Annotated in this window: 20 protein-coding genes; 1 reads left to right on the top strand and 19 read right to left on the bottom strand. The window is 74.9% G+C overall.

All coding sequences use genetic code 11. The features are described 5' to 3' along the window. Nucleotides 1–92: 92 nt before the first annotated feature. The 19 genes from UIS43_RS01000 to UIS43_RS00910 form a co-directional block, all read right to left on the bottom strand. Nucleotides 93–2,654, bottom strand: coding sequence for an AMP-binding protein (locus tag UIS43_RS01000; RefSeq protein ID WP_370012194.1), 2,562 nt, complete (start codon nt 2,652–2,654; stop codon nt 93–95). Beyond that, a complete protein-coding gene (locus UIS43_RS00995; RefSeq protein WP_370012192.1) occupies nt 2,651–4,657 on the bottom strand; it encodes a CoA transferase in 2,007 nt (668 codons plus the stop codon). The genes UIS43_RS01000 and UIS43_RS00995 overlap by 4 nt, the downstream gene beginning before the upstream one ends. Continuing rightward, nucleotides 4,654–6,333, bottom strand: a complete 1,680-nt coding sequence (locus UIS43_RS00990; RefSeq protein WP_013152494.1) for a class I adenylate-forming enzyme family protein — start codon at nt 6,331–6,333, stop codon at nt 4,654–4,656. Before UIS43_RS00990 ends, UIS43_RS00995 begins: the two co-directional genes overlap by 4 nt. After that, entirely contained in the window at nt 6,330–7,700 is a 1,371-nt protein-coding gene (locus UIS43_RS00985; RefSeq protein WP_071621828.1) for an NAD(P)/FAD-dependent oxidoreductase, read from the bottom strand. The genes UIS43_RS00990 and UIS43_RS00985 overlap by 4 nt, the downstream gene beginning before the upstream one ends. Beyond that, on the bottom strand, nt 7,697–8,683 hold the full coding sequence (locus tag UIS43_RS00980; RefSeq protein ID WP_071621827.1) for a UbiA family prenyltransferase: 987 nt from the start codon (nt 8,681–8,683) through the stop codon (nt 7,697–7,699). Before UIS43_RS00980 ends, UIS43_RS00985 begins: the two co-directional genes overlap by 4 nt. Then, nucleotides 8,680–9,831, bottom strand: coding sequence for a DegT/DnrJ/EryC1/StrS family aminotransferase (locus tag UIS43_RS00975; protein WP_370012190.1), 1,152 nt, complete (start codon nt 9,829–9,831; stop codon nt 8,680–8,682). The genes UIS43_RS00980 and UIS43_RS00975 overlap by 4 nt, the downstream gene beginning before the upstream one ends. Next, on the bottom strand, nt 9,828–11,033 hold the full coding sequence (locus tag UIS43_RS00970) for a DegT/DnrJ/EryC1/StrS family aminotransferase (protein ID WP_370013214.1): 1,206 nt from the start codon (nt 11,031–11,033) through the stop codon (nt 9,828–9,830). The genes UIS43_RS00975 and UIS43_RS00970 overlap by 4 nt, the downstream gene beginning before the upstream one ends. 73 nt (nt 11,034–11,106) lie before the next feature. Then, nucleotides 11,107–11,631, bottom strand: a complete 525-nt coding sequence (locus UIS43_RS00965) for an EF-hand domain-containing protein (protein ID WP_013152489.1) — start codon at nt 11,629–11,631, stop codon at nt 11,107–11,109. Nucleotides 11,632–11,875: 244 nt separating this feature from the next. Then, complete coding sequence (locus UIS43_RS00960; protein WP_013152488.1) at nt 11,876–12,403, bottom strand: EF-hand domain-containing protein; 528 nt, start codon at nt 12,401–12,403, stop codon at nt 11,876–11,878. A gap of 185 nt (nt 12,404–12,588) precedes the next feature. After that, a complete protein-coding gene (locus tag UIS43_RS00955; RefSeq protein ID WP_013152487.1) occupies nt 12,589–13,050 on the bottom strand; it encodes a hypothetical protein in 462 nt (153 codons plus the stop codon). Beyond that, nucleotides 13,047–13,979 carry a Gfo/Idh/MocA family protein gene (locus tag UIS43_RS00950; RefSeq protein WP_370012188.1) on the bottom strand — a complete coding sequence of 311 codons (933 nt, stop codon included), beginning with the start codon at nt 13,977–13,979 and terminating at the stop codon, nt 13,047–13,049. Before UIS43_RS00950 ends, UIS43_RS00955 begins: the two co-directional genes overlap by 4 nt. Continuing rightward, entirely contained in the window at nt 13,976–15,109 is a 1,134-nt protein-coding gene (locus UIS43_RS00945; RefSeq protein ID WP_071621825.1) for an Ldh family oxidoreductase, read from the bottom strand. The genes UIS43_RS00950 and UIS43_RS00945 overlap by 4 nt, the downstream gene beginning before the upstream one ends. After that, nucleotides 15,106–16,491, bottom strand: a complete 1,386-nt coding sequence (locus UIS43_RS00940; RefSeq protein ID WP_370012187.1) for a M20/M25/M40 family metallo-hydrolase — start codon at nt 16,489–16,491, stop codon at nt 15,106–15,108. The genes UIS43_RS00945 and UIS43_RS00940 overlap by 4 nt, the downstream gene beginning before the upstream one ends. Then, nucleotides 16,488–17,471, bottom strand: a complete 984-nt coding sequence (locus UIS43_RS00935; protein WP_370012185.1) for a sugar phosphate isomerase/epimerase family protein — start codon at nt 17,469–17,471, stop codon at nt 16,488–16,490. The genes UIS43_RS00940 and UIS43_RS00935 overlap by 4 nt, the downstream gene beginning before the upstream one ends. Further along, complete coding sequence (locus UIS43_RS00930; RefSeq protein ID WP_013152482.1) at nt 17,455–18,468, bottom strand: oxidoreductase; 1,014 nt, start codon at nt 18,466–18,468, stop codon at nt 17,455–17,457. Before UIS43_RS00930 ends, UIS43_RS00935 begins: the two co-directional genes overlap by 17 nt. Before the next feature lie 282 nt (nt 18,469–18,750). Beyond that, nucleotides 18,751–19,068: a hypothetical protein gene (locus UIS43_RS00925; RefSeq protein ID WP_358171055.1), complete on the bottom strand. Its 318-nt coding sequence runs from the start codon at nt 19,066–19,068 to the stop codon at nt 18,751–18,753. Nucleotides 19,069–19,577: 509 nt separating this feature from the next. Beyond that, entirely contained in the window at nt 19,578–20,375 is a 798-nt protein-coding gene (thyX, locus tag UIS43_RS00920; RefSeq protein ID WP_013152480.1) for an FAD-dependent thymidylate synthase, read from the bottom strand. 264 nt (nt 20,376–20,639) lie between these two features. Further along, complete coding sequence (locus tag UIS43_RS00915) at nt 20,640–20,780, bottom strand: GPGG-motif small membrane protein (RefSeq protein ID WP_013152479.1); 141 nt, start codon at nt 20,778–20,780, stop codon at nt 20,640–20,642. Nucleotides 20,781–20,976: 196 nt separating this feature from the next. Continuing rightward, entirely contained in the window at nt 20,977–23,205 is a 2,229-nt protein-coding gene (locus UIS43_RS00910; RefSeq protein WP_013152478.1) for an anthranilate synthase component I, read from the bottom strand. 393 nt (nt 23,206–23,598) lie between these two features. Here UIS43_RS00910 and UIS43_RS00905 point away from each other — a divergent pair, with 393 nt between their 5' ends. Further along, a complete protein-coding gene (locus UIS43_RS00905; protein WP_013152477.1) occupies nt 23,599–25,902 on the top strand; it encodes an ATP-binding domain-containing protein in 2,304 nt (767 codons plus the stop codon). Nucleotides 25,903–25,995: the final 93 nt, after the last annotated feature.

Below are 25,995 nucleotides of genomic sequence, written 5' to 3'. Positions count from 1 at the left end.
CCGCCTCCGGCCCCGCCCCCGGTCCCGCTGGGGGGTGAGGACCGGGCACCGGGCGCGGCGGCTCATCCCAGGCGCGACCGGCCGACCGGCGGTTATCGGAGGGGGCGGCGGCCCTGGACCGAGTAGATCGCGCAGGAGCTGGCCCGGAAGGACGGGTCCGCCAGGAGCGCGCGCACCTCGGCGAGCCGCTCGTCGGTCATCCCCTCGTCCACGAAGGCGTCACGCAGGTGGCGGGTGTGGTGAGCGATCAGGTGCACGCCGGGGGAGTCGGCGTTCCACAGCTCCAGCCGGGGCTGGGGGTCGATGTCCACCAGACCCGCGCCCCGCATCGCCTCGGCGGCGTTGCGCCCCCAGGCCGGGTCGGCTCCGGCGCGGATCATCAGCCTGGTCTTGGCCTCCTGGAACTCCTCGTAGAGCTTCTGGGACTCGGCGTCGGGCATGAGGAGCGCCGGGCCGTAGGTGATGTCGAACTCGTCGAGCTGGAGCACGCCGCCGGGCTTGAGCGCGCGCACCAGGCGGTCCAGGACCGCGATCCGCTCCGGGATGTGCAGCAGCACCAGCCGGGAGTGGATGAGGTCGAAGGCGGCCTCGGGCAGCGGGTCGCGGACCACGTCGTGGCGGACGACCTCCAGGCCCTCTGCGGCGGGGACGCGCTCGGGCTTGATGTCGGTGGCCAGCACGCTTCCGCCCGGGGCGACCCGGTCGGCCAGCCAGAGCGCGACGCTGCCGCCCCCGGCACCCACCTCCAGGCAGTTCCACCCCGGCCCGACACCGGTCTGTTCCAGGCGTTCGGTGGTCATGGGGTCGTAGGCGGCGGCCAGGAAGCGGTGCTGGTCGAAGGCGTGCTCGCTGTGGTTGTCGAAGACGTAGCGCTGGTCCTCGGCGGCGTCGGTCACGGGTGTCTCCCTCGGCGTCGGTCGGGTCGTCGGGGCTGGGCAGGTCGGTCGGGTCGTCGGGGCCGGTCCGGCTGGTCGGGCTACGGGGCCCGGCGGGGCCGAACCGCCGTCCGCCGCCGCCCGGCTCGGCGGGCGGTGCGCGCCGACGGTCTCGGCGGCGACGCGGGCGAGGGTGGCCGTGCACACCTTCCCGGTCGGGCCGAGCGGCAGTTCGGGCAGCACGACCACGTGTTCGGGCAGCGAGCGGACGTCCAGGCCGCGTTCGTCGCGCAGGAAGGCGATGAGCTCGCTCGGGGAGGGCGCGGCGGCCCCCTCGGCGGGGGACACGCAGGCGCACATGCGCTCGCCCAGGTCGGGGTCGGGCACGGGCACGCAGTGGGCCTCCGCGAGGGCGGGGTGGGCTCCGAGTTCGCGCTCCACCTCGGCCGGGAAGATGTTGACGCCGCCCCGGATCACCGTCCGGCGCAGGCGGTCCACCACCCGCAGCGCGCCGTCGGGGTCCAGACGGCCCAGGTCACCGGTGCGCACCCACCCGCCCGGGGCCCGCCGCTCGGCGTCCAGTTCGGGCGCGGCGACGTGGCACAGCGGTGTCATCGGACCCAGGGCCCAGATCTCGCCGGTCTCCCCCCGCGGAACCGGGCGTCCCCGCGGGTCGCGGATGCTCACCTCGGCCACGTCGGGGGCGGGATGCCCGGCCAGGCCCGGTTCCCACGCCTCGGGGCGGCGGGCGGTGTGGCAGTTGACCCCGTCGGTGGAACCGTAGACGTTGATCACGGGCCTCCCGAAGCGGGCGGCGCAGGAGTCGCGGACCTCCCGGTGCAGCGGGGCGCCGCTGGCCACCACCGCGCGCAGGGACGAGGTGTCGGCCCGCTCGGGCAGCGCGGCGATCCGCCGCAGCATGGTGGGCACGCCGATCAGGTGGGTGGGGCGATGCCGCTCGATCGCGCACAGCGCGGCGGCCGGGTCGAAGCGGGGCAGGACCACCAGGGTCGCGCCGAGCCCGGCCAGGGTCACCGGCACCCCGCAGGAGCCGAAGGAGGAGGCCAGCGACACCAGGACCAGGTTGCGCATGGGGCCGGGTCCGCTGTGCAGCGCCGCCACGTAGTTGGCCCGGCCGCCCGCCATGGCGTTGTGGCTGTAGGCGACCATGCCGGGTTCGCCCTCCGAGCCGGAGGAGACCAGGACGCGGGCCGGGGACTCGGGGTCGGGCCGGGCGGGACGCCAGCCCCGGACCGTCCCGGCGTCGGGCCGGTCCAGGCTGAGCGTCCCGGGGCGGGCCGGGCCGAACGCCCACGTCCGGCGCAGGGTCGGCGGCGGGTCGGCGCGGCGGATCCGTTCGGCCCGCTCCGGGGTGGTGACGAGGTCCGCGGCACGGGAGCGGTCCAGCAGACTGCGCACGTCGGCCGGGGAGCGGCCGTCGGGGACGGGCAGCGCGACCGCGCCGACGGCGGCGACGGCGAGTTCGGCCACGACGGCCTCACGCCCGTTGGGCAGCAGGACGCCGACGACGTCGCGCTCCCCCGTCCCCCCGGCGGCCAGCGCGGCGGCGGCGCGGCGCACGGCGGCGTCCAGCCCGGCGTAGTCGAGCGTGCCGCGGTCGTCGATGACGGCGTCGCGTCCGGGGTGGGCGAGCGCGTGCTCGCGGAAGAGGGAGTACAGGTCCCGGCCCGGGCACCAGCCGCGCGCGGTCCACCGCGCGCGCAGGGCGGCCGGGACCAGGTCGCGCAGTTCCAGGCCGTTGGACGAGGTCCAGGTCATCGGTTCTCCGCAGGCGTGTGAGTGGCCACGGCGCCGCACGGAGACGTTGACGGTGTGGCGTGTGGGATCTCTTGGCCGGTGATCCTGCTGTTGGTGCCACCGCTGGCGCCACAGCGGGCGCCGACGGTGACACCGGAAGCAGGATCGTTCCGGACGGGCGCGCCCCGGCGTGCGGCAGCGTCACGTAGCCGCGTCTCGGCGCTCGGGGCGTCGGCGGCGGGTGCGAAACTCCACGGGGCCCGGACGCAGGACGCGCCGCCGACCGTGTCGAAGGCCGCCGCGAACGCCGGTTCGTCGGCCATCGCCGCCAGGTCCTCCACGAGGACGGGGCCGCTCCGACCACCGGGCGCCGAGCCGCTCCTTTCGGTGGGCGCGGTGCCGCGTCCGGCGCGGCGCAGCAGCCGGGCCGCGTCCGACAGGGCGGTCCGGGCGCGAACCCCGGCGCCGGTGCGGGCGCGCAGCAGCAGCGCGGCCACGGCCCCTTCGGCAGCGAGGATTCCGCCGAGCACGTCGGTGAGGGTGAGCAGGGACGGCGCGGGCTCCTGCCCGGGTCCGGTCAGGAGGTCGGCCACCCCGCCGTGCGCCTGGACCAGGTAGTCGGTGGCCAGCGCGCCGGGTTCGGGGGCCCGACCGCCCCACCCGTCTGCGTGCACGTGGACCAGGCCTGGGGCGGGGTCGGCGAGGTCGTCGGGGCCCAGGCCGAACCCCTCGGCACGGCCGGGCGGCCAGTTGTAGAGCAGGACGTCGGCGGTGGCGGCCAGGTCGCGGGCGGTCCGGCGCCCGGCTTCGGTCTTGAGGTCGGCCTCGACCGCGCCCTTGCCCCGGTTCAGGGCCAGGAACCGGGCGGAGCGGTCACCCGCCATCGGCGCCACCCCGCGCATGGGGTCGCCGCCCGGGGGCTCGATCCGCACGACCTCGGCGCCGAGCATGGCGAGCAGCAGCCCGGCGAGCGGGCCCTGCACGCGGTTGGTGGCCTCCACCACCCGCAGCCCGGCCAGGGGCGCGGCGGCGTCAGGGCCGAGCGGTGCCAGCGGGGCGGCCGGGGCGCCGGTGGCGTCCCGCGCGCGCAGCCGCCACTCCGAGGCCGGGTCGGGCTCCTCTGCCTCCCGGGCGTCGCGGACGAGGGCCAGGCTCATGCCCGTGTCGCGGGCGGCCAGGCGGACCCGGGCGAGGTCCACGACCGCGATCGCGGCGGGAAGTTCGGGCGGCAGCGGGCACACCGCGGTGGCGAAGCGCCGCTGGAAGGGCGGCCACCCGGCGGCGATCGCGGACGGGGCGGCTCCCAGGTCGGTCCAGAACCGCAGCCAGACCTCGGCGTCCAGGGTCTCGATCTCGAAGCGCGCTCCGTCAACGGAGCGGAACGGCGGGGCGGTTCCGGCACCGGGCGTCACTCCTGTCCCACTGGAAAGAGTCGGGCCCGCCGAAGCCCTCTGGTCCGGGGCCGTGGCCGCGGCGACGTAGGGACCCGCCGCGAGCAGGGCGGCCTGGGCCGCGGAGACCGACGCCGACAGCGCCGGACCGCCGCGCGCCAGGGCCAGCGCGCAGGCCGCCACCGCCTGCGCGGCCAGCACCCCCGCGCACACCGACGCGTAGTCCACCGCCAGGAACCGGGGTGCCCCGCGGGCCCGGCCGTGCAGGTGCGCCAGCCCGCAGGCGGCCTGGACGTCGCGCTCCCCCGCCAGGGGCGCCGCGACCGGCCCGGACCAGCCGATGGCGCAGCCGACCGGTACCGGCAGCACCCGGGTTCCCTCTCCGCCGGATCCGTCTTCGCCCAGGCCCGCGCCGGAACCGCTCCCGCCCGGACCCCACTCACCGGGGACGGCCACCAGACCGACCCACCCGGCCGGTGCCTGCGGGGGCAGGGGCCCCACGACCCGGGAGACCGCGCAGCCGAGCGCCTCCAGGCGCGCCGCAGCGATCCGCAGCGCGACCGAGTCGCCCACCGCCCGCGCGGCGGCCCCGGCCAGCGGGAGCACGGTCGCGCCCACCGGTGCGGCGGTCACGTCCACTTCCCCGTTCCGCAGGTGTCGGGGCGCAGGCCCAACTGGTCGCGCAGCACGGAGCGGCGGACCTTGCCGGTGCCGGTGCGCGGCAGCTCGTCCCAGGTCAGCACCACCGGGTCGGCGAGTTCGGGCAGGTCGGCGACGGCGCCGCGCCAGGCCACGGTGTCCAGACCCCCGCTCTCGGTGGCCACCACCGGCACCGGGGGCCCGTCCGGAACGCTCAGGACGACGCACTCCAGCACCTCGGGCAGGCGGTCGTCCACGACGTCCTCCACCTCCAGGCAGCCGCCCTCGCGCAGGGCGTCCACCTCGCGGTCCACCAACCGCAGTGCGCCGGTGCGGCTGAGGACGCCGATGTCGCCGGTGTTCCACCACGCGCCCACCAGCTTGGACCGCCACCGGCCCTCCTCGCCGACGTAGCCCAGGCACAGGGCCTCGGTGCGGCAGAAGACCAGACCGGGTGTACCGGCCGGGACGGGGCGCATGGTGCGCGGATCGACCGTGCGCAGCTTGGTGCGGGTGGGGATGGGGCGGCCCAGGTGGCGGGTGGTCGGGTGGCGCTCGTTCGCCGCGACCAGTGCCCGCCGGGTGAGGAACCGGAAGGTCAGCGGCCCGGTCTCGCTCTGGCCCCAGCCCTGCATCCACACCGGGCGCCGGTGGCCGGTGGCGCCCAGGAAGGCGCGCACGGTCGGCGGGTGCACGGCGTCGAAGGTGCTGACGTAGAGACGCACCCGGTCGAACGGGGCGTCCTGCCGCTCCGCCTGGTTCTGCCAGCGCGCGAAGACCGCGGGCGCGGCCTCCAGGGTGGTGGGCCGGTGCCGCTCCAGCAGCGGCCCGGCCTCGGCCCAGGAGGCGCCGGTGACGACGGACAGCGCGGCCGGGGACAGCCACAGCACGCTGGCGGTCCAGGCGAGCGCGCGCCCGTGCGCGAAGGAGTACGCGCCCGTCACCGTGTCGTCGCGGCGGCTGCTCAGCACGGGCCAGCGGTGCGCCTCGAACCCGGCCAGGCGGCGCATGATCGTGCGGGTGGAGTGCGGGACCAGTTTGGGCACGCCCGTGGTGCCGGAGGTGTGCATGATCGCCAGGGGCGCGTCCAGGTGCGGCCTGCGCGGCGGCGGGGCGTCGGTGCCGCGCACGTCGTCCAGGTGCAGGACGCTCCCGGCCGGGCCCCCTCCCCCGAGGGGAACCCCGTCCCCGACCGGCGTTCCGTTCCCGCCCGGACCCGTGGCCCCCGCCGGGCCGTCGACGACCAGGGTGCGGGTCGCGTGCACGGCGGGGTCGGCTCCCGCCTCCCGGGACGCCGCGAGCAGGGCGGTGTCGGTGACCAGCAGCGCCGGGTCCAGCCGTTTGAGCAGGACCTCCAGCGCGTCCGGTTCCAGGTGCGCCGACAGCGAGGCGGGCACCGCGCCCAGCCGGGCGGCGGCGCAGTTGAGCAGTACGTAGTCCCAGTGGTTGCGCTTGGCGATCGCGACGCGGTCGCCGGGCCGCACACCGGCCGCGGCGAGCCATCCGGCCGCCTCGCGCACCAGTTCGGCCACCCGGGGCACGTCCAGCTCGGTGCCCAGGCCGGGGGCGATGTCCAGCGGCCTGCTCAGGTGCACGGCGGTCGTGGAGCCGCGCGCGACCAGGTCGTCGAAGAGGGTGCCCAGGTGCAGGGGTTTGGTGAACAGCGTCATCGTCGTCGGTCCTCACTGGGGGTGGGAACGGGGGTCGGGGCCGTCGAGGCGAGGAAGGCCAGGACCCGCGCGGCGGCCGTGGTCGCGGAGGAGACCGCGCCCTCGCTGCACGGGCGCAGTGAGATCCAGTCCCCGGCGTAGTCCACGGCCGCGGGCGGGCGGACGGCGAAGGCGGAGCGCTCGCGCAGGGCGCGCGGCCCCGCGGCGGGCAGGCCGTGGCGGAAGCGGTGCACGCGGACGGCCTCGACGCGTCGGGACAGGCCGGGCAGCAGGGGTTCGGCGCGGTCGGTGAGCCGCTCCGCCACCACCGCGTCGGAGGCGTCGAGGAGTTCGGCGGCGCCGCGCGGGGAGGCCACCAGGGAGACCAGGCCCCGTCCGGGCGGCACCCGGCCCGGGTGCTTGTTGTGGTCGGCGGTGACCACGTTGAGCAGCGGGTCCTCCAGGGCGGGCACCAGGGTGGCGAAGCCGCCGCGCGCCCCGGCCGGTTCCATCGGGCGGTCCAGGACCAGGGAGACGCGGAGCATGGGCGCGTACTCGCAGGCCTCCAGGTAGGCGCGCTCGACGCCGGACGCGCCGGGGTGGATCCCGGCCGCGACCGGGGCGGGCACGGCCAGCACGGCCGCGCGGGCGGTGACCGTGCCAGCCGGGGACTCCAGCCTGACCCCGTCGGGGCCCGCGGACACAGCGGTCACCGGGTGGCCGGTGACCACGTCGAGCCGGTCGGCCAGGATCCGCGCGAGGGTGTCCATGCCGTCGCGGTAGGTGCGCCAGCGGGCGCTGCTGCCCGCGGAGACCAGGTGCGCGGCGAAGGGGGCGGCGGCCGTGTGCTCGGGGTCCCAGCCGAAGAACCCGGCGGCCAGGGCGCCGAGCAGCCGGTAGCGCAGCTCCGGATGGTAGGGGCGGAGCAGTTCGGCGAGGGTGCGCGCGCCCAGCGGGGAGCGCTCGGGGTGTTCGGGGTCCGGGCCGAGGCGGGCCAGCTGGATCTGGAGGCGCAGCAGGTCGGCCCGCGCGCGGGGGGACAGCCCGGCGCCGGTGAGCAGGCCCAGGGGGCGGCCCACGTGCGGTCGGGCCCGGCCCTCGCGCCAGGACGCCAGGGCACCGCGGATGCGGGGCACCGCGCCGCGGTCGGCGTCCAGACCGACCTCGCGGATCAGCCGCCAGGTGGCCGGGTAGGCCTTGGCCGGGGGCAGCATCTCCGCGCCGGTGTCGATGAGGCAGCCGTGCTCGCGCAGGGTGCGCATGCGTCCGCCCACGGCCTCGTCGGCCTCCAGGACGCGGACCGAGCGGCCCGCGCGGGCCAGCGCGTGCGCGGTGGCCAGTCCGGCGGGGCCCGCTCCGACCACGGCGACGTCGAGCCCCTGGCTCATACGGCGCCTCCCAGGAGCACGGGGGCCAGCAGGTGGGCGCCGATGAGCAGGACCACGGTGACCCGGTGGGTGTGGATGGCGAGGCGGCGAGCGCGCAGGATGTCGCCCCGGACGAACCCGATGAACAGCTGGGCCACCCGCATCAGGAAGACGGGGGCCAGGACGAGCGGGAACCACCACGGGGAGATCCCGGCCAGGGTGGAGCCGCTGATGAGCAGGCTCTCGGCCGCGGTCGCCGCGATGATGAAGGCGGTGTTGAGGCGCCTGGGCACCAGAGCGGCCACGGTGATCCGCCCGGCGGCGCGGTCGCCCGCGGCGTCGTTGGTGTTGGAGTACAGGCCGAAGAGCATCGGGCCGAAGCCGAACAGCAGGGCCTGCACCACGACGAAGCCGTTCAGCTCCCCGGTGAGCAGACCGTAGGGCACCAGGACCCAGCCCACGCCCAGACCGATGAGGAAGATCTCCTGGAAGCCCCGGTAGCTGATCTTGAGGCCCCAGGAGTACTGGACCGAGGCGACCACGCACAGGACGGCCAGGGCCACCGCCCAGGCGGGCCGGTGCGGGGCGACCAGGACGACCAGACCCCAGAGCAGGGCGCTCGCCGCGGTCGCCGCCCAGGCGAAGCGCAGGGCCTGCGGTTCGGTGAGCGTCCCGGCGACGAGGGGTTTGCGGGCCAGCCGGCGGCGGGCCGCGTCCGAGCCGTAGTTGGCCGCGTCGCTGCCGTCGCGGTAACCGGTGACGTCGTCGAAGGCGACCATGGCGGCCACCACGGCCACCTCGGCGAGCAGGATGAGCAGGAGCAGCCCCAGCGTGCCCGGCTCCCAGCGCAGCGCGGGCGCGAGCATGGCCAGTACCAGGGGCAGGCCGATGTAGTAGTCGTAGATGTCGAGCTTGGCCAGCCGGGCGTAGGCGGCCGGGGTGCCCCGGGGCGGCGCGGCTGCGGGCGCCGGTCCGGCGGGGGGCGCGGCGGTGTGGTCGGTCATCTTGCTCTTCCAGAATGGTCGGCGAACGCGCACACGGTGTCGGCGATGTGCTCCACCTGGGCGTCGTCCAGGTGCGGGTACAGCGGCAGGGAGATGTTGCGCCGGGCCGCCGACTCCGCGTTGGGCCAGCGGGCCCCGGCCCGGGCGTACGGGGCGAACGCGGGCTGGGCGGGCAGGGCGCGCGGGTAGTACACGTGGGTGTCGATCCCGTGCGCGGACAGGTGGACGCGCAGGTCGTCGCGCTGCTCGACCAGGAGCGTGTAGACGTAGTGGCAGCGCCCGTCGCCGCCCGTGGGCGGCGCAGTGATCCCGGCTCCGGCCAGTCGTGCGAACCGGCTGGAGTAGTAGGTGGAGATCTCGGCCCGGCGGGCGAGCCGGTCCTCCAGCCCGCCCAGCCGGTGCAGCTGGAACTCGGCCATCACCTCGTCGAATCGGCTGTTGAGGCCGATCCGGTGGTGCAGGAAGCGGTGCGTGCCGTCCTGGCCGTGGTTGCGCAGCATCCGCACGCGCACGGCGAGTTCGGCGTCCGAGGTGACCACCACGCCGCCCTCGCCGGGCATGCCGAAGGTCTTGACCTGGACGAAGGAGTAGACCCCCGCGTCGCCCCACAGCCCGGCGGGGCGGCCGCCGAGGGTTCCGCCCTGGGCCAGCGCGGAGTCCTCGACCAGGCGCAGCCCGTACTGGTCGGCCAGGTCCCGGAACCGTGGCATGGCGGCCATCATCGAGAACAGGTGCGCGGGCATGACCGCGCGGGTGCGCGCGGTGAGGGCGGTCTCGGCGGCGTCCGGGTCCAGGGTCAGGGAGACCGGGTCGATGTCGGCGAAGACCGGGCGCGCGCCGCGTTCGACGACGGTGCTGGCCAGCGGCGCGCAGCCGAAGGCCGGTACCACCACCTCGTCGCCGGGGCCGATCTCCATGGCGGCCAGGACCAGGGTGAGCGCGGAGGTGCCGCTGGAGCAGGCGACGACGTCGGCGGCGGCGAGGCGGTCGCGCAGTTGGCGTTCGAGGCGGGCGGTGCGCTCGCCGAGGATGAACTTCTGCGCGCCGCCGGTGCCGGTGGCGTGGACGGCCTCCAGCAGGGCGTCGCGGTCGGCGTCGAACAGGTCGGGGGCGAAGAAGGGGATGCGGTGCCCGGTCGCCGTGGTCATCCGTGCCTCCGAAGGCAGAAGTCCTCGATCTCCTCGCAGACCCGGTCCGCCTGGGCGTCGGTCAGGTCGGGGTAGAGCGGTAGGGCCACCGCCCCCTCGCAGGCCACCTCGGCGCGCGGGAAGTCGCCGGGCGCGTGTCCCAGGTGGGTGAAGCAGGGCTGCAGGTGCAGCGGGATCGGGTAGTAGGTCTCGGTGCCGATCCCGGCCTCGGCCAGGTGGGCGACCAGGGCGTCGCGGTCGTCGGCCTCGACCAGGTGGACGTAGACGACCCGGTTGCCGCCGGGGTGGGGCGGAACGGCGCCGGGCACGGCGCGTATCCCGGGCAGGTCGCGCAGGCGGGCGTCGTAGCGCGCGGACAGCTCGGCGCGGCGGGCGATGTCGGCGTCGAGGCGGGAGAGCTTGGCCAGCAGCACGGCGGCCTGGAGGTCGTCCATCTTGCTGTTGCAGCCCGCGACGACCGTCGGGTTGGCGATGCCGGGGAAGTCGTCCAGGGTGCGTCCGGAGCGGCCGTGGTGGCGCAGCGCCCGCGCGGTCTCGGCGACGGCGTCGTCGTCGGTGAGCAGCGCGCCCGCGTCGCCGATGGCGCCGAGGGTCTTGGAGGGGAAGAAGGACAGCACGCCGCCGGTGCCCAGCAGCCCGGCGTGCACGCCGCGCAGCCGCATGCCGATGGCCTCGGCGCTGTCCTCCAGCACGGTCAGGCCGCGGCGCCGGGCGACCTCGCGCACGCCCTCCATGTCGGCCAGGCGGTCGAACAGGTGGACCGGCATGACCATCCGGGTGCGGGAGGTGGCCACCGCGTCCACCGAGGCCGGGTCGATGCCGTACCCGTGCTCCTCGATGTCGGCGAAGACCGGGACGCCTCCGGCGAGGACGACGGAGCTGGCGGTGGCGACGAAGGAGTAGGCGGGGACGATCACCTCGTCGCCGGGGCGCAGCCCGGCGGCGCGCAGCAGGATGACGAGGGCGTCGGTTCCGGAGTTGACGCCGACCACGTGCCGGGCGCCGGTCCAGCGGGCCAGGGCGTCCTCGAACTCGGCGACCATGGCCCCGTGCGAGAACTTGCCCCGGTCCATGACCCGCAGGCAGTTGTCCCGGATGCGCGGCCACAGTTCCGCGAAGCTCCGGGACTGGTCGAAGAAGGGGACGGGGAGGCGTGTTCTGCCGGGGGGCGCCGCCTCGGGGGGTTCGAGCGTTCTCTTCAACTTCTCCACGTTTCTACGCTGCGGGAGGGGGCGGTCGGCGGCCGGGGCGGCGGGCCTCGGCCTGGTCGGGGGCTCAGCCGCCGAGGAGGGGGATGTCGTTGCGGCCGAGGTGGTAGTCGCGGACCGCGTCGACCAGCTCGGAGGCGGAGAGCGTGCCGCTGCCGTCGGTGTCGAGTTCGTCGAAGACGCGGTCGGAGTCCCGCGCGCTGACGCCGACGGCGTCGAGCCACCGGCGCATCTCGCTCCGGCTGATCTCGCCGTCGCCGTCGGTGTCGAGCACGTCCATGGTGGCCTGGAGCGTGGGCCGGGCGACCTCGGCGAAGCCGTCCTCGCTGCCGACCATCTCGCGCCCGGCGACCTCCATGAACTGGTCGCGGTCCATCCGGTCGGTGCCCGCGGCCGCCGCCAGGCGGTCGAACATGCCCAGGTAGGCGGCCTTGAGCGCGTCGCCCCGGGGGGTGCCCTCGGCGCCGAGCCGCGAGATGATGCCGTCGGCCTCGGCCGCGAGGTCCGAGCGCTCGATCACCCCGTTGCCGTCGACGTCCCAGAGGCGGAAACGCTCCTCAAGGCGGCTGGTGGTCTTGGTGGCGGTCGTCACGGGCTTTCCCTCACTTCTTCCGTGGGACAACAGAAGCACGACTTCATACCTGCATTCGAAAAGGGCACCCGAAACCGGAATCCGAACGTTTTCCACGCCGAATAAAGCCCTTCCCGCGCGCCTCGGGAAAGACGGAACGGGAGGGCCGGTGCACTTCGCTTTCCCGTGTTCTCGCACCGCAGAGGGGAGAGGGGCGGGAAATGGTCCCGGCCGCGGCGGTCGGCCGCGGCCGGGACGAGGGGGTTCAGTTCCCGAGGAGGGGGATGTCGTTGCGGCCGAGGTGGTAGTCGCGGACCGCGTCGACCAGCTCGGAGGTGGACAGCTTGCCGCTGCCGTCGGCGTCGAGGTCGGCGAAGGCCCGGTCGGCGTCGGCGCCCTGGAGACCGATGGCGGCGAACCACTTCTGCATCTCGGTCGGGCTGATCTCACCGTCACCGTCGACGTCGAGCACGTTGACGATGGCCTGGATGGTCGGCTGGACGACCGAGGCGAAGCCGGCGTCGCCCTTGCTGATGATCTCCTGCTCGGCGGCCTGCACGAACTGCTCCCGGCTCATGCGCTGGGTGCCGGCGGCGGAGGCCAGGTGGTCGAACATGGCCAGGTAGGCGCTCTTGAGCTCGTTGCCCTGGGCGGTGCCCTCGGCTCCAAGGCGCGAGACGATGTCGTTCGCCTCGGACTCGAAGTCCGAGCGCTCGACGGCCCCGTTGCCGTTGGCGTCCCAGAGGCGGAAGCGCTCTTCGAGGCGGCTGTTGGCCTTGGTTGCGGTCGTCATTTATTTTCCCTCTCGATCCCTATGGAAAAACAGACGTACGATGCTCTCTCCGAGCACAGGAAAGGACCCTCCGACCGAGTCCGACCGGACCCTCCCCACACCCAGAAGATTAGCCTGTGAGCGTGCCCCACAAAAGGGGCTCAGAAGAATCCATGAGTGCAATTGATTTTTTATATCGGACATTTTCAGCAAATGCCAGATTCTTCGGAAACCGTTTCGGCGGGCGGGCCGTCGCCGACCGGCGCCCCCTGGCGGAACACCAAACCCTCACCCGAGGCCAACCCCAGGTCCCGCCCGGTCGGCAGCGGGTCGGCGTGGATGAGCACGTTGTAGTGGTTGGGCATGTGGCAGGCGTCGAAGCCGAGCACCGTCCCCACCCGGCGCGGGCCGATCCACACCTCGTCGCCCCGGTCCACCACCCCGGCGCCGGTGATCTCGGCGAACCCGAGGAAGCCCACCCGGTCGATCCGGGCCCCCGCAACGGTCTCGGTGTGGTCGGTGGCGACCAGCTCGTGCACCTCCCCCGCGCGCACGCACCGGCTGGCGTGGGGTTCGAGCCGCATACCCCGCTCGCTCCTGCGGTGCACCAGGACCTTGACCAGCGTCGCGGTGACGTCCCGTTTGGGACCGTCCTCACGGGGGTTCATCGCGCCTCCTCCCTCGTCGGCTCCGCGGCCTCCGCCAAGCGGTAGGCGTCCCCGACCAGCCGCAGCGCGGACGGTCCGCCCGGGTCCTCGACCACGCCGCCGCGCACCCGCCGCTCGAACTCGGCGAGCACGCCCACGTACTCGTGCCACAGGGAGTCCTTGAACCCGGGATGGCCCTCCAGCATGTCCGCCGTGAGCACCGCCCCGTCGGCGGTGCGCGCCTCGACGTCCTTGCGCTCGCCGGGATGGGACCAGTCGAGGAGGACGCGTGCGCGCGCCCCCGCGGCGCGCAGCACGACCTCGGCCCGGCGGTCGGTGCCCGCGGCGTCCCGCGTGACGTGCGCCGACTCGGCCTCGGCCGGGCCGAGCAGCCACTCCACCAGGTCGAAGGCGTTGGGTCCGTTGTCGGCCACGCACCCGCCGCCGCAGCGGGCCGGGTCCAGGTACCAGGTGTCGGTGCCGGCGTGCTCCTCGATCCGCTCCAGGTAGCGCACGGTCAACTCCTCCACCTGCCGTCCGGCCAGGTCCCGGCGCAGCCGCGCGAGCGCGGAGTTGTACCGGCGGTGGAAGGCGGTGAACAGCACCGTGTCCCGGTCTCGGGCGAGCCCGGCCAGCGCCTCCCCCTGGGCGGCGTCCAGCGCGAGCGGCTTCTCCACGCACACGGCCACCCCGCGCCGCAGCGCGTCGGCGCAGACGGGGGCGTGGGCGTCGTTGGGCGCGGTGACCACCAGCGCGTCCAGTCCGGTCTCGTCGAGCATCCGGACGTGGTCGGTGTAGCCCCGCGCCCCGACCGGGTGGGCGGCGAGCACGCGGGGGTCGCGGTCGCACACCGCCACCAGGTCCAGGCCGGGCGCGGTGCGCAGGGCCTCCAGGTAGAAGCGGGAGATCACGCCCAGGCCGACCAGCCCGGTGCGCAGCGGGGCGCTCATCGCGTCTCCTCCCGCATCGCCTCGAAGGGCAGGCCGGTCCGGTCGGCCAGCTCCGCCAGCTCGGCGTACAGCTCCGCCTCCAGCGGCACGCCCGCCAGGCGCAGTTCCCGCGCCCGGTGGTACTCGTGCCAGCCGGGGTAGCGCACCGGCGCGTCCGGGTCGGTGGGCGGACAGGCCAGCAGCGCGCCGAACAGCTCCCGCGCGTCGTCGTCGGCGCCCTGCCGCAGGGCGCCGGGCGCGATCGCGGCCACGAAGAAGCCGATGTCGTCGTCGCGTCCGCTCGGGCCGCCGTCCCCGTCCAGGGCGTCGGGGTGGGGGCCCGTCCCGGCCCCCGGGACCAGTGCGGAGAGCACCTCGACCATGAGTCCGAGGCCGAAGCCCTTGTAGCGTCCCGCTTCGCCGCCCAGCCACATCAGGTGCGCGCGCCCGGCGTCGAAGGCGGCGGGGTCGGTGACGGGCGCGCCGGTGTCGTCGCACAGCAGGCCCTCGGGCAGGGTGAGGCCCTCGCGGGCGGCCTGGCGGATCCGGCCGGTGGGCGCGGCCGTGGTGCTCATGTCGAGCAGGAACGGCGGGTGCTCCCCGGCCGGGGCGGCGACGCTGAGCGGGTTGGTGCCCAGCATCGCGACCGCGCCGCCGGGCGGGCGGGCGATGCGCTGGCGTCCGCAGTTGCTGGCCACCAGGCCCACCATGCCGCGTTCGGCCGCGCGCAGCGCGTGGTACCCGGCGCAGCCCAGGTGGGTGGCGCCGCGCACGGACACCAGCCCGATGCCGTGGCGCGCGGCGCGCTCGGCGGCCAGGTCCATGGCCTCGCTCGCCGCCCACAGGCCCAGGGCCCGCCGGGAGTCCCAGAGCACGGCGGCGCCGAGGTCGGCGAGGACGCGCGGCTCCGCGGCGGGGTCGGCCCTGCCCTCGTCGAGGAGCGGCAGGTAGAGGCGGGTCAGGTTGGCCAGACCGTGCGAACGCGGCCCGGCGAGGTCGCCGTGGCACAGAGCGCGCGCCGCCTCGGCCGCCCGGTCGGGGGGCAGGCCGCGGTCGGTGAACACCCCGGCGGCGAACGCGACCAGGTCGTCGTGGCGTACCCGCACGGCCTCGCGTTCCGGCGGGGCCTGGGTGGGGGCCGCGGTGGTCACCTGGCCTCCCGGGCGGGGGTGTGGTGTGCGCGCATGTCCTCGTCGCCTTCCTCGTCGGTGGTGCGGGGCTCTTGGGTCTCGTGCGGGGCGTCGGGGTTCGGGGCCCGACGCGGGGTCTGGCCGGTGAAGGCGGCCAGGAGGCGGGCCACCGCGTCGGCGAACCCGTCGAGTTCGTCGGCGCGCGCGAACTCGCCGTCGGCGTGCGCGTTGTTGGCGGCCAGGTCGCCGGGGCCCAGCACGGCGGTGCTGGCTCCGGCGACCCCGGACATCCAGATCGCGTCGCAGGTGAAGGCCGGTTCGTCCTCGGGCCACGGGGCGATTCCGGCGCGGCGCAGCAGGGCGGGCCCCCAGGGGTCGTGGTCGTCCAGCGCGGGCAGGCCGCGCTTGGTCCACTCCAGACGGGTGAGGGCGCGGGCGTCGGCCGCGGTGCGGGCGAACAGCGCGGTGTCGGCGAACTCCTTGGTGAAGGCGTCCAGTCCCGCGTCGAGCGCGTCGGTCAGGGCGCGTTCCAGGGCGCGCCCCGCGGCGGCGTCGCCGTAGGCGAGGTTGAGCAGCAGCGACCCGCTGCCGTAGACCCTGTTGTGCAGGGTGCCGGTGTGCAGTCCGGCCAGGCACACCGCGCCGGAGCGGGCGTGCGCGTCCAGGGCGCGGCCCAGGTGCCGGGCCAGGTGGCCCAGGAGGACGGAGGCGTTGTGCCCGGTGTGCGGGCGGTCGTCGATCGCGTCGTCCCCGCGGACCGAGATCCGGGCGGTCATCGCCGCGGTGCTGCGCGTCAGGAACCGCATCCCGGTGGGTTCGCAGAAGATGTTGAGGCGGCCGGTGTGGCCGCGTTCGACCAGCGGCCGGGTGCCGAGGGTGCCCATGGCGCCGCCCTCCTCCCCGGCCACGGCCTGGACGAGCACCGCGACGTCGCGGCCGACGGCCGGGTCGCGCTCGCGGGCGGCGCGCACCCCCGCCAGCAGCGCCACCGCCGGGCCCTTGGCGTCGATGGCGCCGCGCCCGTGGAAGCGTTCGCCGTCGAAGCCGACCGGCTGCCGCCCGGCGACCGTGTCCAAGTGCACGTTGAACATCACGGTGCGCTCGGCGGGCAGGTCGGGGCCCAGCCGCAGCACGAGGCTGGGTTGACAGTCGAGGAAGCCGGGGCGGGCCAGGGCCTCGCGGACCGGGGCCGGGACGTCCGGTCGGTCCATGTCGGCGGGCCGGACCGGGGCGTGGTGCACGACGTCGAACCCGGCTCCGGCGGCGGCGCGGGCGTAGAGGAGCTGGGCCTCGCGCAGGAGCGGCGGGGGCCCGTCGGGGCCGGTCTCCAGCGGGCCCGCGGTGGGCAGTTCGAGCAGCCGCAGCAGCAGGTCGTGGTCGTCGGGGGTGAGCGCGGCGGTCACCGGACCCCCTCGGTGCGGTGGAGGCCGTCGGCGGTACGGGCGGCCCCGGTCGCGGCGTGAGGGTCCGCGTCCCCGCCATGGTGGCCCGTGCCCCTGGCGGGGCCGCCTCCGGTGTGCCAGGTGCGGGCCACGAGGTCCTCCAGGGCGCGCCCGTAGGCGACGAAGGCGGGCCGGTCGCCGCGGCCGGGGTCGGCGCCCGAGACCCGCAGGTGCGGGCGCAGGTGCAGGTGGGGCTCGATGGACAGCGTTCCGGTGTAGCCGTGCGCGGCCAGCAGCCGCAGGCACTCGACGGTTCCGGCCTCCCCCCGGCCGGGCGGGACGTAGTCGACCCCGCCGTCGGGCGCGGTGACGGCGTCCTTGACGTGCACGTGCGCCACGTGGTCGAGGAGCTCGCGCAGCATCTCCGGGGCGCGGTAGCCGTGGGCGACGCCGTTGCCGGTGTCGAACAGCAGCCGCAGGGCCGGGCTGTCCACCTCGGCCAGCAGTTCCAGGGCGCGGTCGGCGCGGTCCCCCGCCCAGCCCGCGCAGTTCTCGTGCACGAGCACCAGGCCCGCGTCCTCGGCACGGCGGGCCAGTTCGCGCAGGCGGACGCGGACGCGCCGCCCCCACTCGGCCTCGGGGAGCCCGTCGCGGGGGTAGGACATGACCCGGACCAGCCGGGTGCCCAGCACCGCGCAGCGCCGGGCCAGGACGTCCAGTTCGGCCAGGTCGGGGGCGAAGTCCCCGGTGGCGGGCCTGGACCAGTCGGCGATGCGGGAGGCGACGGCGACCACGTCGGTCCCGGCCTCGCGGATCCGTCCGGCGGCGCGGTCGAAGGCCCGCTCGTCCAGGGCGGCCAGGGCGGTCCCGTCCACGGTGCGCAGTTCCAGGCGGTTCCAGCCGAGTTCGTCGAGGGCGGCGAGCTGTCCGTCGAGGTCGGGCGCCGCCTCGTCGCCGATCCCGGCGAGCGGCGGAGCGGTGTGTTCAGGCGCCGACGGCACTGCCCACCTCCTGCCTGCGGCCGTGGGCCGCGCACAGCCCCTTGGCCTCGGTGAGCAGCCGGACCGCCTCGACCTGGACCGGGAGCGTGCCGGGGCCGCGGAAGGAGCGGGCGTAGCGGGCGTAGGCGGCGCGGAGGAAGGCGGGGAGGGCGTCGTCGGCGAAGACCGAGTGGGAGGCCCGGTGCCCGGTGGCGTCCACCGACAGCTGGGCGGTGTGGTCGGCCGCGCTGCACGGGTAGTGGCCGGTGAGCACGGCGCGGTCGAACTCCAGCGTGATGCGGCGCTCGCGGACGGGGGAGGTCAGGTCGGAGTCGATCCGGCTGCGCACCCCGCCGTGGTGCGCCAGGTCGAGGCGGGCGCGGCCCAGTCCGGGCAGCCGGGACTGCTCGGTGACCATGTCCTCCAGGGAGGCCGCGGTGACGTCCGCTCCCCCGGCCAGGCTGATCACCACGGCCAGCGCGTGCGGGACCTCCACGTCGAAGGCGGTGGGGTGGCCCGGCGTCTGCGCGGTGCGGGTGAAGCGGGGCTTGTTCTGCACGACCGTGACGGCGCGCAGGTCGCCGAAGACGCGGCCCCGCACCGCGGCGCGCAGTCGCCGCGTGAGCGCGCTGTCCAGCCACTGGGTGGTGACGGTCAGGTCCAGGCCCCAGCGCCGCCGCAGCCGGGCGACGGCGGCCAGGTCCACCAGGTCCAGGGCCAGCGGCTTCTCCACGACGACCATGCGGTAGCCGAGGCGGGCCAGGTGCTCCAGCGGACCGGAGCGCAGGTGCGGCGGCGTGCACAGGTGGACCACGGTGCGCGAGGGCGGCGCGCAGCGGGCCGCCTCCTCCAGGGAGTCGGCGGTGAGGACCCCCTCGACGGGGCCCCGGAACGGGTCGAATCCCACCACCGGCCCCGCGGCGAACAGGGCGGGGGCCTGTGCCCGCGCTTTGGCCAGCGACGGCAGGTGCAGCCCTTCTCCCGATCTGCCCAGACCGACGATGAGGGTGTGCAGCATAACGTACGGGCACCTTTCCCTTCTGCTTCCACGGCGGTGCGCTGCCCGATCCCGGAACGCAGCGGCCACACGCTTCCCCCACCACACTCGGACATCGCACCGAAAGCGTCAAAACGGAGAACGGGTTCCTGCGTCCGAAAACTCGGAAACGGACATGTTTCCACCCGTAGAGCAAGAAGGAAATGCGTATTTTCGTGGCGTTTTCTCCCCTGCGGGCGCACCTCCACCGGAGCGCCGCGCGGTCCCGCGACCGCCGGGCGGAGGTCGCGGGACCGGTCGGGGTCAGGCCACTGAGAAGCTGAACAGCCCGCTGGGCGGAGCGTGCCAGCCGTGGTTCGGCGAGACCAGGACCGACGGCCCGAAGCAGGTCGTGCCGGCGTGCATGCGCACGTCCGCGTCGGTGAGGTTGACCAGCACGTGCGCGGTCTCGGGGAGCCGCTGGCAGGTGCCCGCCGGGGGTTGGGGGTAGCGGCGCAGCTCCTCGAACTCGGTCGTGAAGACCACGACCTCACCGGTCGCGGCGTGGGCCGGAGCGGCGCCCGCCACGGATCCGCCCACCGCGAACGCGAGTGCCGCCGCGGCGGACACGAGAGCCCTCATTCCGATTGCCTCCATTTTCGTTCCGCACTTTTTCCGAAGGATCGGCCCGCACATATCACCGATACGGCGAAGCCGACCCGGACATCCTGCCCCTTCGGCACCACAAAGACCAGAGCCGGTGTGACTCAGCGGAGGATTCCGGGCAACCGCTACCCGGAGCCGAATCGGAGGGAAAGCACCGGGGAAAGAAAAATACAGAAAAGAATACTTTCCATGCCTTCACTGAGGTATGCGCCGCTCGCACCTTAGGTGGCTTTATCGCCGGAAAGGTGCGCTCTCCGTGAGGAAGGGGCCCGAAACGGGCGGGTTTTCCGGGGCGTGTAGGGGGCGTAAAGGGCTGGGGAAGCTCCTGTGACGGCGACTCGCGCGTGGAGCCGGCGGCCCGGACGCTCCCCCGCCCCGCACCGGGCGCAACGGGCCGCGCACCCGCCAGGAGGGAGGAAGTCCCGGTTTCCTGCGCGCACAAAAAAGCCCGCCCCGAGGGGCGGGCCGCCGTGTCCGATGGGCGCTCAGACCTTGCGGTACCTGGGTACCCAGGCGCCGTCCCGGACCTCGTAGTCGCCGAAGAGCGCAGGGGCCTCCTCCTGGAGGGTCCGACCGATGAGGTCGAACAGCAGGCGGATCTCCTCCTCCGCGCCGGGGGCGGTGCGCGCCTCCAGGGTGTGGCGCAGGGTGCGCACGTTGGCGGTCCACACCAGGCCGGTGGCCACGCCCTCGGGGGCGAAGCGGCGCATGAAGGAGGTCTTGTGCTTCTTCTCCGCGAACTTGACGCCCTCGTCGTCCAGGCCGAAGTGGTCGGCCATCCAGAGCTGGAACTCCTCCATCTGGCGGAGCATCGCGGTGGCGCGCTCCATCAGCTCAGGGTCGTCCTCGGCCCAGTCGGGGAACCAGAACGGCAGGTCGGACAGGCGCACGAAGCGCAGGGACTCCTGGGAGACGGCCACGCCCGGACGGTGCCGGATCAGCTCGTGGGTGAGCACCCGCGAGACGTTGTGCAGGACGAAGCTGAAGCTGATGTGCTCCAGGACGGAGCCGTGCATGCTGGCCAGGATGTTGCCGAGGTAGGCGTCCTGGTCGGTGCGCACCCGGGTCACGTTGGGGTTCAGGCCCGGCTCCCAGGAGCGGTAGCACAGCCGCCCGGCGAACTCGGCGAGGTTCTGGGGGTCGTTGAGGTGGGCGTCGAGCTCACCGCGGTCGAACCGCTCCAGCCACGCCTCCCCGCCGACCTCCTTGAGGTAGTCGGCGATGGCGTCGTAGTCCACCTGCGGACGCGCCACCAGACGGACCTGCGGCTCGACCCTCTTCACAGCATGCCTCCCGTTCGTGTTCCCGGCTCCCCGTGCGCACGCCTGAGCACCGCGGCCGACGGGCGGCGCGGGGTGCGGAGGGCGTGACGGGGGCGGGGGCTGACCAGCCCTCCCCGAGGGTACACGGGGTCGGCGGGGGTCGGCCGGGGGCAGGGCGCGGGCCGGGTGCCCGCCGGGTTCTCCCGGTCAGGCACCCGGCCCGCGATCGGTGCTGTGCGTGCTTCCTGGTCGTGCGGTCCTGTCGTGGAGAGGAGGGACAACTCGCTAGAAGCCGTAGAAGTAGCCGGGGGCCACGAAGAGCCCGACGACGATGGCGATGATGCCCCACAGGAGCTGCCCGCGCAGCACCCCGAGAACACCGGCGACGATGAGAATGATTCCGAGGATTGTCAGTAGAATACCCATACACAACCACTGTCCCGTAACGGGTTGATCAAACTTTTCGGTTGGATGTGATTTGGGAAAGGCGTCTTGGTGCAGGTGAGCGCCCCCGCACCGGATATCGCCGCACTCCCCGGAACGCCCGCGTGACCCTCCGCGCACGCCCTGCGCGCGGGGGTCCGCGGCCCCGGGGACGCTCCCCGGGGCGCCGCCGCGGCCCTCAGCCGCGGGCCAGGCGCAGGGCCCGCGCCACGATGCCCTCGCCGACCGTCGCGGTGAGGATCGACTCGGGGTGGAACTGGACCGCGTACCACCGCGCGGCCGGGTCCTCCACGGCCATGACGACGGGTTCCTCATCCGCCCCGCCCTCCAGGACGGCGGTGACCTCGAAGTGCTTGACCAGCTCGGGGAGGGTGTAGGTGGAGTGGTAGCGGGCGGCCGGGAAGGCGTCCGCCCCTCCCAGGCCGGTGAGGAGCCGCCCGCCGTGGACCCGCACGCGGCCGGGCTTGCCGTGCACCGGCGCGTCCAGGGTGCGCAGTTCTCCCCCGGCGTGCTCCACCATCCCCTGGAGCCCCAGGCACACCCCGAACACCGGCAGGCTGCGGGCGGCGAGCGCGTCCAGCAGGGCCGACATCCCGAAGTCCTCGGGCAGGCCGGGGCCGGGCGAGAGCACGACCAGGTCGGGGGCGAGCCGGTCGAGCAGGGAGGGGTCGAACCCGTAGCGGACCGTGGTCACCTCGGCCCCGTGGCGGCGCACGTAGTCGGCGAGGGTGTTGACGAAGGAGTCCTCGTGGTCGACCAGGAGCACCCGCATGCCCTCCCCCGGGAGTTCGGCTGACCCGGCCTCGGTCCCACTGTCCTCCTGCGCCGGGGAGTCCTCCCGCTCGCCCAGGGCGAGGGTCTCCAGCAGGGCGCGCGCCTTGAGGAAGGTCTCGCGCTCCTCGGCCTCGGGGTCGGAGTCGTAGAGCAGGGTGGCGCCCGCGCGCACGGCGGCCACGCCGTCGCGGATGTGCGCGGTGCGCAGGGTCAGGCCGGTGTTCATGGAGCCGTCGAAGTTGAGCACGCCGACGGCGCCGCCGTACCAGCGTCGGGGGCTGGTCTCGTGCTGCTCGATGAACCGCATCGCCCAGGTCTTGGGCGCGCCGGTGACGGTGACCGCCCACATGTGGGTGAGGAAGGCGTCCAGGGCGTCGAAGTCGCGGCGCAGGGTGCCCTCGATGTGGTCGACGGTGTGGATCAGGCGCGAGTACATCTCGATCTGGCGGCGGCCGATCACGCGGACGCTGCCCGGCTCGCACACGCGCGACTTGTCGTTGCGGTCCACGTCCGTGCACATGGTGAGCTCGGACTTCTCCTTGACCGAGGAGAGCAGTTCCTGGATGTTCTCGGCGTCGCCCAGGGCGTCCTCGCCGCGGCGGATGGTGCCCGAGATGGGGCAGGTCTCCACGCGCTGTCCGGTGCCGGGCTCGCCGGTGACGCGGACGAACATCTCCGGGGAGGCGCCGACCAGGTACTCGCCCTCGCCGAGGTTGAAGAAGAACTCGTAGGGGGCGGGGTTGCGCTCGCGCAGCAGCTCGTAGAAGCGGGCGGGCGAGGAGCAGCGGGCGTAGGTGCGGTGCCCCGGGACGACCTCGAACAGGTCGCCGCGCCGGAACTTCTCCTTGGCCTCGGCCACGACGCGGGCGTAGGAGCCGGGTTCGGGGCCCTCGGGCACCTCGGCGGCGACCACGGGCGGGGTGGGTTCGGTCTCGCGCGGCAGGCCGCGCGTGGTGGCCTCGGCGCGGTCGCCGTCGGCGGGGACGGTGAAGTCGTAGGTGTAGCGCACGCAGGTCTCGCGCTTGCGGTCGCGGACGATGACGGCGTCGGGCAGGTGCAGGACCAGGTCGCGGTCGCCGGGGTCGCGGGCGATGTGCTGCTCGATGGGCTCGAACTGGAAGGCCAGGTCGTAGCCGAAGGCGCCGTACAGGCCCAGGTTGGCGTCCTCGGGGCTGCGCAGGGCGGCCATGACGGCGCGCAGCGCGGTGAAGACGCTGGGGCGGCGGCTGCGCTCCTCCTCGGTGAAGAACTCCCCCGGGTCGGGTTCGGGGACGGTGACGGCGACGCTGCCGTGTTGGAGGTCGGCCAGGGTGCTGTCGGGGTCGGGGAGGCCGACGGAGTACAGGGCCCCGGCCAGGACGGGCAGCAGGACGCGGCCGCGGGCGTTGAGGGCGGTGGCGGTGACGCGGCGCCCGCGCGTGGTGATCTCCAGGCACGGGTCGACGTAGCCCAGGTGCCAGCGGTCGTACCGGCCCGGGTACTCCATGCCGGAGGAGAGCACTCCGCCGCGGCGCAGCTCGACCGAGCGGACGAGCTCGGTGAGGATCTCGGGATCGCAGGGGGTGGCGCTGCGGTGGACGGTGACGCCGCCCTCGGTGAGGTACGTGCTGGTCTGTGCGTCGCTGGGGTTCACGGCCGGTCCTTTTGGCTGCGCGGTCGGATGGGCCGCACCGTCCGGGGCCGTGGAACACGAAACGACCGCCGGTCCGGGGCGGTCGCTGCATGGGTATGCGAACTCGGAGCACCGCCTAGGGGCGGCGCCACCACTGAGCCTGGGTGTTCGTCTGTCGCATGGGCACGAGTGTAGCGGGTGCGGTGTGCGCTGGGGAGACCGACGCGGAGGTTTTCCGGCCGCGACGTGCGGGGAACTCGCCCGGAGCAGAGGGTGGGGCGTGCGGCGGAGCGTCGAGGGGAGAGCACGAAAGCGCTCTCGCGCGGACGCGCGGCGCTGTGCTAGTGTGCGTAACCCGCTGTCGCTTTTGGACCTCACTCACAAAAGTCCCAATATACGGAGCATAGCAAGCCGATGGAGTTCTGTCAAACCGGCGCCGACGAGGGCGCCTCGTCGGCCCTGACCGTGGAACAGGCCAGGATCAGCACGATGTACGAGCGCCTGGACGCCCTGCGCGCCCACACCTCCGAACAGCTCGCCTCCGCCCACCTCCAGGAACGCGGGGGGTACGCGGCTCTCGTGGAGCGCGAGACCCGCTCCTACGAGCAGGCGCGCCGCCGCGCCCAGCTGGGGGCGGTCGAGGAGGGTCTGTGCTTCGGCCGCGTCGACCTCTCCCACGGGGGCGGCGGACCCGAGACACGGTACGTGGGCCGGATCGGGCTGCGCGACGCCGACTACGAGACCATCCTGGTGGACTGGCGGGCGCCGGCCGCACGCCCCTTCTACGCGGCCACCCCCGGGGACCCGCACGGGGTCACCCGCCGCCGCCACCTGCGGGTGCGCCGCCGCAGGGTGCTCGGACTCGACGACGAGGTGTTCGACCCCGACGGGCTGACCGACGCCGACCGCCGCCAGCTGGTCGGGGAGGCCGCGCTCCTGGCGTCGCTGCGCCGGGGCCGGACCGGGCGGATGGGCGACATCGTGGCCACCATCCAGGCCGAGCAGGACCGCGTCATCCGCGCCCGGCTGGCCGGGGTGCTGGTGGTCCAGGGCGGGCCCGGCACCGGCAAGACCGTGGCGGCGCTGCACCGCGCCGCCTACCTGCTCTACACCCACCGCGCCGTGCTGGAGCGGCGCGGGGTGCTGGTGGTGGGTCCCAACCCGGCGTTCCTGCGCTACGTGGGCGACGTACTGCCCTCCCTGGGGGAGACCGACGCGGTGATGCGCACGGTCGGGGAGCTGTTCCCGGGGGTGGCGGCCTCCCGCCGCGACGCGCACGCCGCGGCGGCGGTGAAGGGCTGCCTGGCGATGGCCGACCTGGTGCACGCGGCCGTGGCCGACCGCCAGCGCACGCCGCTGGAGGCTTTCGGCGGCGCGGACCTGGTCGTGGAGACCGACGCGGGTGCGCTCACCGTGCCGGGGGCGCTGTGCGAACGGGTGCTGCGGACCGCGCGGGGACTGCGCCTGCCGCACAACACCGCGCGCAAGTACGTGGTCGGTTCCCTGCTCACGGAGCTGGCCCGGGCCGAGTCGCGCCTGCTCGGACGGCCCGCGGACGAGGAGGACCTGGAGTTCGCGGGCGCACGGCTGTGGTCGGAGGATCCGGTGCGGGAGGCTCTGGAGGCCCTGTGGCCGCACCTGACCCCGCAGCGGCTGCTGCGGGAGCTGTTCGCCGACCCGGCCGCGCTGGAGCGGGTGGGTGCGCGGGCCGGGTTCGGCGGGGACGCGTGCGCGCTCCTGGCGCGCTCCGTCGGGGAGCCGTGGACCGTGGAGGACGTGCCGCTGCTGGACGAGGCCGCGGAGCTGCTCGGGGAGGACGGGGGCGCCGCGCGGGCGCTGGAGCGCCGCGAGGACGCCGAGCGGGCCGAGGAGGAGCGGTACGCGCAGGGGGTGCTGGAGTTCACCGGCCTGTTCGAGGACAGGATGATGGACGCGGCGGCGCTGGCGGCGCGCCACCGGGACGCCGGGGCCGCGCGCACCACCGCGGACCGGGCGGGCGCGGACCGGGAGTGGACGTACGGACACGTGATCGTGGACGAGGCCCAGGAGCTGTCGCCGATGGCCTGGCGCACGGTGATGCGGCGCGTGCCGACCCGGTCGTTGACCGTGGTGGGGGACGTGGCGCAGACCGGCAGCGCGGCGGGGGCGCGTTCGTGGCTGGAGGCGCTGGAACCCTACGCGCCCGGCAAGGTGCACGTGGAGCGGCTGCGGGTGAACTACCGGACGCCGGAGCCGATCATGGCGGTGGCCGCCGACGTGCTGCGGATGGTCGCTCCGGGCGAGGAGGTGCCGGAGTCGGTGCGCGAGGAGGGCGACCCGCCGCGCGCGGTGCGGCTGGCGTCGCTGGCGGAGCTGCCCGCGCTGGTGGCCGAGGAGGCGACCGCGATCGGTGAGGGCCGGGTCGCGGTGGTCACCGCGGACCGGCACGCGGACGAGGTGGCGGCGGCGCTGCCGGGGGCCGCGCGGCCGGGGACGGCGGCCCCGGGGCGGGTGCGCGACCCCCTGGAGGAGGCGGTGGTGGTGCTGACCGCGACCGAGTCCAAGGGGCTGGAGTTCGACGCGGTGGTGGTCGTGGAACCGGGGGCGGTGCTGGCGCAGCCGCGCGGCGGCAACGACCTGTACGTGGCGGTCACCCGGGCCACGCGGCGGCTGGCGGTGGCCCACACCGGGGAGCTGCCTCGGGTGCTGGGACGCCTGGCCGGGGCCGCCCAGGGGTGAGACCGGGCGGTCCGCACCCGGCGGCGGGTACGCCGGGACGGAATCGCGCACGGTGGCGGGCAGGCGGGGGCCCGGCCGGTGGGGCGGGTTCCG

Origin of the sequence: Nocardiopsis sp. LDBS0036, assembly GCF_041228755.1 — a bacterium.
GTDB classification, from domain to species: Bacteria; Actinomycetota; Actinomycetes; order Streptosporangiales; family Streptosporangiaceae; genus Nocardiopsis; species Nocardiopsis dassonvillei.
The sequence above is the reverse complement of the archived record's forward strand: the minus strand, read 5'-3'. Positions and strand labels throughout refer to the sequence as shown.